7 protein-coding genes are annotated in these 9,567 nt (G+C 53.5%); 2 read left to right on the top strand and 5 right to left on the bottom strand.

Annotation, left to right across the window (positions count from 1 at the left end; translation table 11 throughout):
- Together K5753_06770 and K5753_06765 are read left to right on the top strand one after the other, a co-directional pair.
- A partial coding sequence (locus K5753_06770; GenBank protein ID MCR4726901.1) for a hypothetical protein occupies positions 1 to 214 on the top strand: 214 nt, incomplete at its 5' end.
- Positions 215 to 236: 22 nt separating this feature from the next.
- Positions 237 to 491, top strand: coding sequence for a hypothetical protein (locus K5753_06765; GenBank protein ID MCR4726900.1), 255 nt, complete (start codon positions 237 to 239; stop codon positions 489 to 491).
- Between the two features lie 328 nt (positions 492 to 819).
- Here the strand turns inward: K5753_06765 and carB are convergent, their stop codons facing one another.
- Genes carB through K5753_06740 form a run of 5 tightly spaced genes read right to left on the bottom strand, consistent with a single transcriptional unit; the run spans position 820 to position 9,566 of the window.
- Positions 820 to 4,002 (bottom strand): carbamoyl-phosphate synthase large subunit, encoded by a 3,183-nt coding sequence (carB, locus tag K5753_06760; protein MCR4726899.1) that lies wholly within the window; start codon positions 4,000 to 4,002, stop codon positions 820 to 822.
- Positions 3,995 to 5,089, bottom strand: a complete 1,095-nt coding sequence (gene carA / locus K5753_06755; protein ID MCR4726898.1) for a glutamine-hydrolyzing carbamoyl-phosphate synthase small subunit — start codon at positions 5,087 to 5,089, stop codon at positions 3,995 to 3,997. The genes carB and carA overlap by 8 nt, the downstream gene beginning before the upstream one ends.
- A gap of 26 nt (positions 5,090 to 5,115) precedes the next feature.
- Positions 5,116 to 6,714: a CTP synthase gene (locus K5753_06750; protein ID MCR4726897.1), complete on the bottom strand. Its 1,599-nt coding sequence runs from the start codon at positions 6,712 to 6,714 to the stop codon at positions 5,116 to 5,118.
- A gap of 18 nt (positions 6,715 to 6,732) precedes the next feature.
- A complete protein-coding gene (guaA, locus tag K5753_06745; protein MCR4726896.1) occupies positions 6,733 to 8,265 on the bottom strand; it encodes a glutamine-hydrolyzing GMP synthase in 1,533 nt (510 codons plus the stop codon).
- Positions 8,266 to 8,276: 11 nt separating this feature from the next.
- Positions 8,277 to 9,566, bottom strand: a complete 1,290-nt coding sequence (locus K5753_06740) for an adenylosuccinate synthase (protein MCR4726895.1) — start codon at positions 9,564 to 9,566, stop codon at positions 8,277 to 8,279.
- Between the last annotated feature and the right edge of the window lies 1 nt (position 9,567).

The following is a 9,567-nucleotide window of genomic DNA, read 5'->3' as shown; positions in this document are numbered from 1 at the left end:
TACTCTATTATCGCAAAGGAATACAACAGCACAGCAGTTTAATAATATAAAAAACATTTCAGATTCTAAAGACAGAGAAAAAGCCTTGAAGTGTTATTTGAGTAAAACAGTTCTATCTGGCGTAACAAAAGATATGCTTGTACAAGAAAATCTTTTTGACGAAATTGAATCATGGTTTAATAGTATGAAATCCCTCAACGATTATATGGAATAGAATTTGATTTATATTATGAAAAATGGCTATGCTTTTTCAAAACAAAAGAGGAAATGATATGGATAACTTCGATAAAGATTTTTCAAGTGTGTTTGATGGAATTAAAAAAACGATGAACGCAATCGATGGTGAATTAGACCTTTTAAAGCAAATAAATGCTGAGCAAAAAGAAGAGTTGCGAAAAGCAAAGCGATTCAACATTTTTATGTTAGTAATCGCTATAATATCATTAGCAGCGACTATTGTTGGCTTGATAGTTGGCTTTTCGGTTAAGTGAAATTCGATTTACGTTGCTATCGTTCCACCAAAAACAGTCTAAAGCGAATTTGCTTTAGACTGTTTTTTATCCAAATCGAAGCGGAGCGAGGTTTGGCATATCAACAAGAGCTCGCCCCTACATATCATCACGGCTCTGCCGTGTATAAAAGCATCCGCTTCGGGTTGATGCTATGCGGTACTTTGCGCTAATGATTTACAAGCTGTCGCTTGATGATATACACGCGTTTGCGTGATAGGCTGATTCTTGAATCGTTCGATTTGGTTTTTCCTGTCTCCGCCAATGAAAAAAGTCGGATTTCTCCGACGTTTTTTATCGAAAGACCCCGTTACTTCGCGTCGATAGTGGAGACTCCGAGGGTGATCTCGTCCAGAACGTCCAAAAGCATACGGACGGTATCCAGCGAGGTGAGCATCGTAATGCCGTTCGCGGCGGCAAGCGCGCGGATCTTGATGCCGTTGCCTTCGTGCACGCCGGAAAGGACGGCGCGGGTATTGATAACGTAGCTGACGTAGCCGGCGCGAAGAGAATTCAAAACCTCATCGCTGCCCTCGCTCGGTTTATGTTTGATCCTCGTATGGATGCCGTGTTCGCGCAGTACCTCCCCGGTCAAGGTCGTCGCTTCGATATTAAATCCCATATCGTAAAACCGTTTGACGAGGGGAACGGTCTCCTCTTTATCCTCGTCCGCGACGCTGACCAAGACGGTGCCGTAGTTTTTGAGTTTCAACCCCGCGGCGATCATCGCCTTATACACGGCGCGGTGCAGTTTATCGTCATAGCCGATCGCTTCGCCCGTCGACTTCATTTCGGGGGAAAGATAGGCGTCCATACCACCGAGTTTTGCGAAGGAGAACGCCGGGACTTTAACGTAGGAGCGGTTTTTCTCCTTGGGGTAGCGCACGAAGATCCCCTGCTCTTTCAAGGAAACGCCGAGCATCGCGAGCGTACCGATATCCGCGAGGCTGTACCCCGTCGCCTTGGAGAGGAAGGGAACCGTTCGGGAAGAACGCGGATTTACCTCGATAATATAGACTTTCTCGTCCTTATCCACGATGAATTGGATATTAAAAAGTCCCACGATGCCGATGCCGAGACCGAGTTTTTCGGTGTAATCCAAAATGGTATCCTTGACCTTTTCGGAAAGGCTGTACGAGGGATAGACGCTGATCGAGTCGCCCGAATGAACGCCCGTCCGTTCGACGAGTTCCATAATGCCGGGAACGAAGACGTTCGTTCCGTCGCAAACGGCGTCCACCTCGACTTCTTTTCCGCGAATGTATTTATCCACGAGGACGGGTTTGTCCTGATCCACTTCCACCGCGGTTTTGAGATACTCCCACATCGACGCTTCTTTCGCGACGATCTGCATCGCCCTTCCTCCGAGAACGAAACTCGGACGAACGAGGACGGGATATCCGATCTCTTTCGCCGCCCGAACGCCCTCTTCGATGCTCGTCACCGCGCGCCCTTCGGGTTGCGGGATCGAAAGGGATAGGAGCAGTTTTTCGAAAAGATCGCGGTTCTCCGCGCGGTCGATCGCGTCGCAGCCCGTTCCGAGGATCTTGACGCCGCGGTCTTTCAGGGAATCCGCGAGATTGATCGCGGTCTGCCCGCCGAGCGTCGCGATTACGCCCTCGGGCTTTTCAAGCGCAATGACGTTCATCACGTCTTCGATACAAAGCGGCTCGAAGTACAGCTTATCCGAGCAAGTGTAATCCGTGGAAACCGTCTCCGGATTATTGTTTATGATGATCGCTTCGTAACCCGCCTTGCGAATGGTCTGCACCGCGTGAACGGTCGAGTAGTCGAATTCCACGCCTTGCCCGATGCGGATCGGACCCGAGCCCAAAACGACGATCTTCTTTCGATCCGAAACGACAGATTCGTTCTCTTCCTCGTAGGTCGAATAAAAATACGGGATATAACTGTCGAACTCCGCGGAGCAGGTGTCGATCATTTTATAGACGGGAAGGATCCCTTCTCTTTCCCGAATGCGGAAGATCTCTTTTTCGGAGACGCCCCAAAGCGCGGCGACCTCTTTATCCGAAAAGCCCATTCTTTTCGCCGCTTTGAGGACGGAAAGATCGCTCGGATTCAAGCGGATCTCTTCTTCCTCTCGGACGATATTGCGGATCTTTCGAAGGAAGAAAGGATCGATCCCCGTCTCGTTCGAGATCGACTCGACCGAAGCGCCTCTCCGAAGAAGCTCCGCAATCGCGAAAATACGGTCGTCTTTCCCTTCGCGAACGTAGTCCGAAAGGAAATCCGTTTCTTTATCGTCAAACTTTTTGAGATGCAGGTGATACGCCCCGATCTCCAAAGAGCGGATCCCTTTCAAAAGGCTTTCTTCAAAGGTCCTGCCTACGCTCATCGCTTCGCCCGTCGCTTTCATTTGGGTGGAAAGGCTGTTATTCGCGTCGGCGAATTTATCGAAAGGAAAACGCGGCAATTTCGTGACGACGTAATCCAACGCGGGTTCAAACGAAGCGGGCGTGTTCGCGATCCGGATCTCATCGAGCGTCATTCCGACGCCGATCTTCGCCGAGACGCGGGCGATCGGATAACCGCTTGCTTTGGAAGCGAGCGCGGAAGAGCGCGAAACTCTCGGATTGACTTCGATCAAATAGTATTGAAAGGACTTCGGATCCAAGGCGAATTGGACGTTGCAACCGCCTTCGATTTTGAGCGCGCGAATGATTTTCAGCGCGCTGTCGCGAAGCATATGGTATTCCTTATTCGTCAGAGTCTGCGACGGACAAACCACGATCGAATCCCCCGTATGGATCCCGACGGGGTCGAGATTTTCCATATTACAGATCGTGATCGCCGTGTCGTTTTTGTCGCGAATGACTTCGTACTCGATCTCTTTATACCCTTTCACGCTTTTTTCGATCAACACTTGCCCGACGGGAGAGATCTCCAAAGCGCGCTTCATCAAAGGCAAAAATTCCTCTTCGTCGTTCGCGAAGCCGCCGCCCGTTCCGCCGAGTGTAAAGGCTGGGCGCAGGACGACGGGAAAACCGATCTTTTGCGCGACGGCAAGCCCTTCTTCCGCGGTTTGCGCCGTCTCGGAGGGGAGGATGGGTTCGCCGAGACTTTCGCAAAGCTTCTTAAATTCCTCGCGGTCTTCCGCTTGTTCGATCGAGCGGCTCGCCGTCCCGAGCAATTCCGCTTTGCATTCTTTCAAAACGCCTTTCTTTTCGAGCTGCATCGCGAGGTTCAATCCCGTCTGCCCGCCGATCCCCGGCAGGATCGCGTCGGGACGCTCGAAACGAATGATCTTCGCGATATATTCCAAGGTCAAAGGCTCCATATAGACCTTATCCGCGATCGAGGTGTCGGTCATTATGGTCGCGGGGTTGGAGTTGCAGAGGATGACCTCGTAGCCTTCCTCTTTCAGCGCGAGACAGGCTTGCGTTCCCGCGTAATCGAATTCCGCCGCTTGCCCGATGACGATGGGTCCCGATCCGATCACGAGGACTTTTTTTATATCCGTTCTTTTAGGCATGGGGTCTATCCTCCATAAAAGCAAGAAAACGATCGAAAAGATGCGCGCTGTCCTGCGGACCCGGCGCGCTTTCGGGGTGATACTGCACGCCGAACGCCCGATCCTTTACGCACGCGACGCCTTCGACCGTTTCGTCCAAAAGATTCAAATGCGTGACGGAAAGCGGCGTTCCGATCAAACTGCCGGGATCGACCGCATAGGAGTGATTTTGCGAAGTGATCTCGATTCTCCCCGTCGAGAGATCTTTTACGGGGTGGTTTCCGCCGCGATGCCCGAATTTGAGTTTATAGGTTTTCGCGCCGTACGCCAGCGACAGGATCTGATGCCCGAGACAGATCCCGAAGATCGGGTATTTACCGAGAAGCGCGCGTACCGTTTGAATGGTTTGCGGGACGTCGGTCGGATCGCCGGGACCGTTGGAGAGGAAGACCCCGTCCGGAGAAAGCGCTCGGATCTCCTCCGCCGAAGTATCCCAAGGCACGACCGTTACGCGGCACCCCCGTTTTACGAGGGAACGAACGATGTTTTTCTTCATTCCGCAATCGATCGCGACGACGTGGCGGCGAGCGGGATCCGCGGAGATCTCCCACGCTTTTTTCGAGGAAACGCGTGAGACCGCGTCGCGGGGCGCGGAATACGTTTTCAGACGTTCGAGACCTTCCGCGAGGGGTGTGTTCGCCCCCGTCAAGAGGACCTTGCGGCTTCCGAGGTCGCGAATGGATCGCGTCAGCATCCTCGTATCCAAGCCGAAGACCCCCGGAATGCCGAAACGGCGCATGACCGCGCCGAGCGTTTCTTTCGCGCGGAAATTCGAAGGTTCGTCGTTATACTCGCGAACAATCAAAGCGCCGATCGAAGGAACGTCGGTCTCGTAGTCGTCCTCCGCCATCCCGTAATTCCCGATCAAAGGATAGGTCATAACGACGGCTTGATCGGTGTAGGACGGGTCGGACAGGATCTCTTGATAGCCGACGGGCGACGTGTTGAAGACGAGTTCGAGAATGCGGTCGGAATCCGCGCCGAAAGCGTAACCGTAAAACTCCCGACCGTCTTCCGTAATGATCTTTTTGTTGGGAACGTTTTTCATAAGATACCCTTTCCGATAATAATCCTCTATGCGCGTTTCTTATCGGCGGACGCTTGAACGAATCGAACGAAAAGAGGATGCGGTTTGTTCGGGCGGGATTTGAATTCGGGATGAAACTGCACGCCGACGAAGAAATCGCGATCCGAAAGCTCCACCGTTTCCACGATATGCCCCGAAGGCGAAGTCCCGCTGACGGTGAGTCCGGCGCGCTCGAACGCTTCCTTATACTCGTTATTGAATTCGTATCTGTGGCGATGGCGCTCCTTGATAAGGGGCTCTTCGTAGCAGGAATAAAGCGTCGTGCCTTCCTTGACCTTGCAGGGATAGGCGCCGAGGCGCATCGTGCCGCCTTTGATCACGCCTTGTTGATCGGGCATCAGATCGATGACGAGATGCTCGCTCTTTTCATCGAATTCGCGGCTGTTCGCGTCCTTGAATCCGAGGACGTGGCGGGCGTACTCGATGACCGAGATCTGCATTCCGAGACAGATTCCGAAATAAGGAAGTTTATGTTCGCGCGCATATTTGCAAGCGGTGATCATTCCCTCGATCCCTCTGTCGCCGAAGCCTCCGGGGACGAGGATGCCCGCGCAATCGGCAAAGATCTCCGGGGCGTTTTCTTCGGTCAGCTTATCGCTTTCGACCCACTTGATCTTGACTTTCTTCCCGACCACGAAACTCGCGTGATTCAGCGCCTCGACGATCGAGAGATAAGAGTCGTGCAGTTTAACGTACTTGCCGACGAGCGCGACGGTAACTTCGCCGCTCCGTTCGCGCACGGAATCAACCATATTTTGCCACTCGCGCATATCCGCTTTGGGAAGAGAAATGCCGAGTTCGCGGCAGACGACGTCATCCGTGCCCTCGTTATGAAGCATAACGGGGACCTCGTACAAGCAGTCGAGCGTGGTATTGGAGATCACGCAGTCTTCCGCCACGTTGCAGAACATCGAGATCTTTTTGCGAATCTCTTTGCCTACGTCCTTATCCGACCGCGCGACGATGATATCGGGATGAATGCCCATCGCCTGCAACTCTTTGACCGAGTGTTGCGTCGGCTTGGACTTAAACTCGTCCGAACCGGAAATATACGGCACCAGGCAAACGTGGATAAACAGGCAGTTTCTTCTGCCCACTTCCAAAGAAAGCTGACGGATCGCTTCCAAAAAGGGCTGCGATTCGATATCGCCGATCGTGCCGCCGATCTCGGTGATGAGGACGTCCGCTTCGGTGACTTCGGCGTTTTTCAAAATGAACGCCTTGATCTCGTTCGTAACGTGCGGAATGATCTGCACCGTCTCTCCGAGGTATTCCCCTCTCCGCTCTTTGTTCAAAACGTTCCAATACACTTTTCCCGAAGTCAAATTGGAATACTTCGTAAGATTTTCGTCGATAAAGCGCTCGTAATGCCCGAGGTCGAGATCGGTCTCCGCGCCGTCTTCCGTGACGAAGACTTCGCCGTGTTGATACGGGCTCATCGTCCCGGGGTCGACGTTCATATAAGGATCGAGCTTTTGCGCCGCGACCTTCAAGCCTCTGAGTTTCAAAAGTCTGCCGAGAGACGCCGCCACGATCCCCTTGCCGAGACCCGACACGACGCCTCCCGTAACGAATATGTATTTCATACTTACCTCACTTCGGGATCATTCCCATTCAACCGTTGCGGGCGGCTTGCTCGTAACGTCATAAACGACTCTGTTGATTCCTTTGACTTCCGACGTAATGCGGCTCGACGCTTTTTCGAGGGCTTCGTAGGGGATCCTCGTCCAATCCGCCGTCATAAAGTCGTCCGTCGTGACCGCGCGCAGGGCGAGGACGTAGCCGTAGCTTCTTTCATCGCCCATTACGCCGACGCTCCTCGTGTCGGTCAAGACCGCGAAGAATTGGTTGGGCGCGTTTTCTTTCATCGCCGCGGCGATCTCCTCTCGGAAGATCGCGTCCGCTTCTCTCAAAAGATCGGCTTTTTCTTTGGTAATCGCGCCGATGATGCGGACCGCAAGCCCGGGGCCCGGGAAGGGCTGCCGCCAAACGAGGTCCGGAGGAAGCCCGAGCTTCAAGCCGACTTGACGGACTTCGTCCTTAAACAAATCGCGCAAAGGCTCCACGATCTCTTTGAAGTCGATGACCGAGGGAAGCCCGCCGACGTTGTGATGACTTTTGATCGTCGAGGCGTCGCCCTTTCCGCTTTCGATGACGTCGGGATAGATCGTCCCTTGGCAAAGATAATCCACCTTGCCGAGAATCCTCCCCTGCTCTTCGAAGACGCGGATGAATTCCTCTCCTATGAGCTTTCTTTTCTTTTCGGGTTCGGTTACGCCCGCAAGGCGGGAAAGGAAGCGGTCTTCCGCGTTAACGCGAATGAGGTTCATCCCGAATTTCCCTTTGAACGTACGCTCCACGAGGTCGCCTTCGTCCTTCCGAAGAAGCCCGTGATCGACGAAGACGCAGACGAGCGAATCGCCGACGGCTTTATGCATCAGCGCAGCCGCGACCGAGCTGTCCACCCCGCCGGAGAGCGCGAGCAGGACTTTTTTGCCCGCGCACTTTTCTCTGAACTTTTCCACGGCGGATTCGATGAACCCTTCCATATTCCATTCTTTTTTGCAACCGCAGATCTCGAAAAGGAAGTTTTCGAGCATCTTGCCGCCGAAAGCGGTGTGGGTCACTTCGGGATGGAATTGGACGCCGTACAGCTTCTTCTCTTCGTTCGCCATCGCCGCCGACGGACATTTCGCCGTCCGCGCGATCAAAGTAAATCCGCTCGGAACGGTTTGGACGAAATCGCGGTGGCTCATCCAAGCGACGCTCTCTTTCGGAACCCCTTTGAACAGCGGAGAATCTTCGACCGTCAGCGTAACTTTTCCGTACTCGCCCGACTCTTCCGCCGAAGCGATCGTTCCGCCCGCGAGATGCCCCATCAGCTGCATTCCGTAGCAAATGCCGAGGATCGGGATCCCAAGCGAAAGGATCTCCTTCGAGAAAGAAGGCGCGCCTTCTTTATAGACGCTGTTCGGTCCGCCGGTAAAAATGACGCCGACATAACCGCGTCGTTTGATCTCTTCCGCCGTGATCTTATCGAAGTTGACGACTTCCGCATAGACGCCGCGTTCGCGGACGCGCCGCGCGATCAGCATATCGTATTGTCCGCCGAAATCCAAAACCAAAATCGTGTCCATTTTTTCCTCCGTTACGCTCTCTCCGAACGAATCACGACGCTTTCGCGCTCGGCTCCGACCGAAACGTATTTGATAAAGCAACCGATCTCTTTTTCGATAAAGAGGACGTAATCCCGCGCTTCCTTCGGGAGATCTTCCCACTTTCTCGCTTTCGAAACGTCCGTCTTCCAACCTTTCAGGAATTCGGTCACGGGGCGCGCTTCATCGAGATCGGAAGGAAACGGAAATTCCTTCGTGACCTTCCCGCCGACTTCGTACGCCGTGCAGACGGGGATCTCGTCCATATAGCTCAAAACGTCGAGCTTCGTAAGAGCGATCTCGGTCGCGCCTTGAAGCTCCACGCCGTAACGCGTTGCGACGAGATCGAGCGGTCCGACCCTTCTCGGGCGACCCGTCTTCGCGCCGTATTCGCCGCCCGTTTCCCTGAGCTTGTCCGCTTCTTCTCCGAACCATTCGCAGACGAACGGTCCTTCGCCGACGCACGTCGAGTACGCTTTAATGACGCCGAGGACTCTTTCGGGGCGGATCGAGGGAAGCCCCGCGCCGACGGGCGCGTATGCCGCGAGGGTATTGGAAGAAGTCGTGTAGGGGTAAATCCCGAAATCGAGATCGCGCAGCGCGCCGAGTTGCGCTTCGAAAAGAATGCGTTTATTCGCTTTCTTTGCTTGCTTCAAGAAAGCGCCCGCGTCGCAGACGAAAGGCAACAGCTTTTTCGCATAATCTTCGATCCAACGCATCGCGTCGTCGATCGAATAAGGCTCCGCGCCGTAGACTTCTTTCAAGAGAAGGTTTTTCCATTCGAGGATCCCTTCGAGATGCGCTTTGGCTTTTTCGAGGTGGAAAAGCTCGCCGATCATAACGGTCTTCTTTTGATATTTATCCGAATAGAAAGGCGCGATCCCTTGCTTGGTCGAACCGAATTTCTTATCTTTCAAGCGCGCTTCTTCAAGCTCGTCCAGCTTTCTGTGCCAAGGGAAAAGGATCGACGCGCGATCGCTGATTTTTAAATTCTCGGGCGTGACCGCGATCCCTTTCGCGCGAACGCTTTCGATCTCGTTCAGGAGATTTTCGGGATCCAGCGCGACGCCGTTTCCGAGGAGATTGACGACCCCCTTTCGAAAAATACCGGACGGAAGCAGGTGCAGCGCGAACTTACCGAGCTCGTTTATGACGGTATGTCCCGCGTTGCCGCCGCCTTGATAGCGGACGACGACGTCGTAATCCGACGTTATCAGATCCACCATTCTGCCTTTGCCTTCGTCGCCCCAATCGATCCCAACGATCACGCAATCTTTTTCCATA

The sequence above is a fragment of the Clostridia bacterium genome (assembly GCA_024685775.1).
Taxonomy (GTDB): Bacteria; Bacillota; Clostridia; order Christensenellales; family CAG-1252; genus CAG-1252.
Note: the sequence above shows the minus strand (reverse complement) of the source record. Positions and strands in the feature narration are given on the sequence as shown.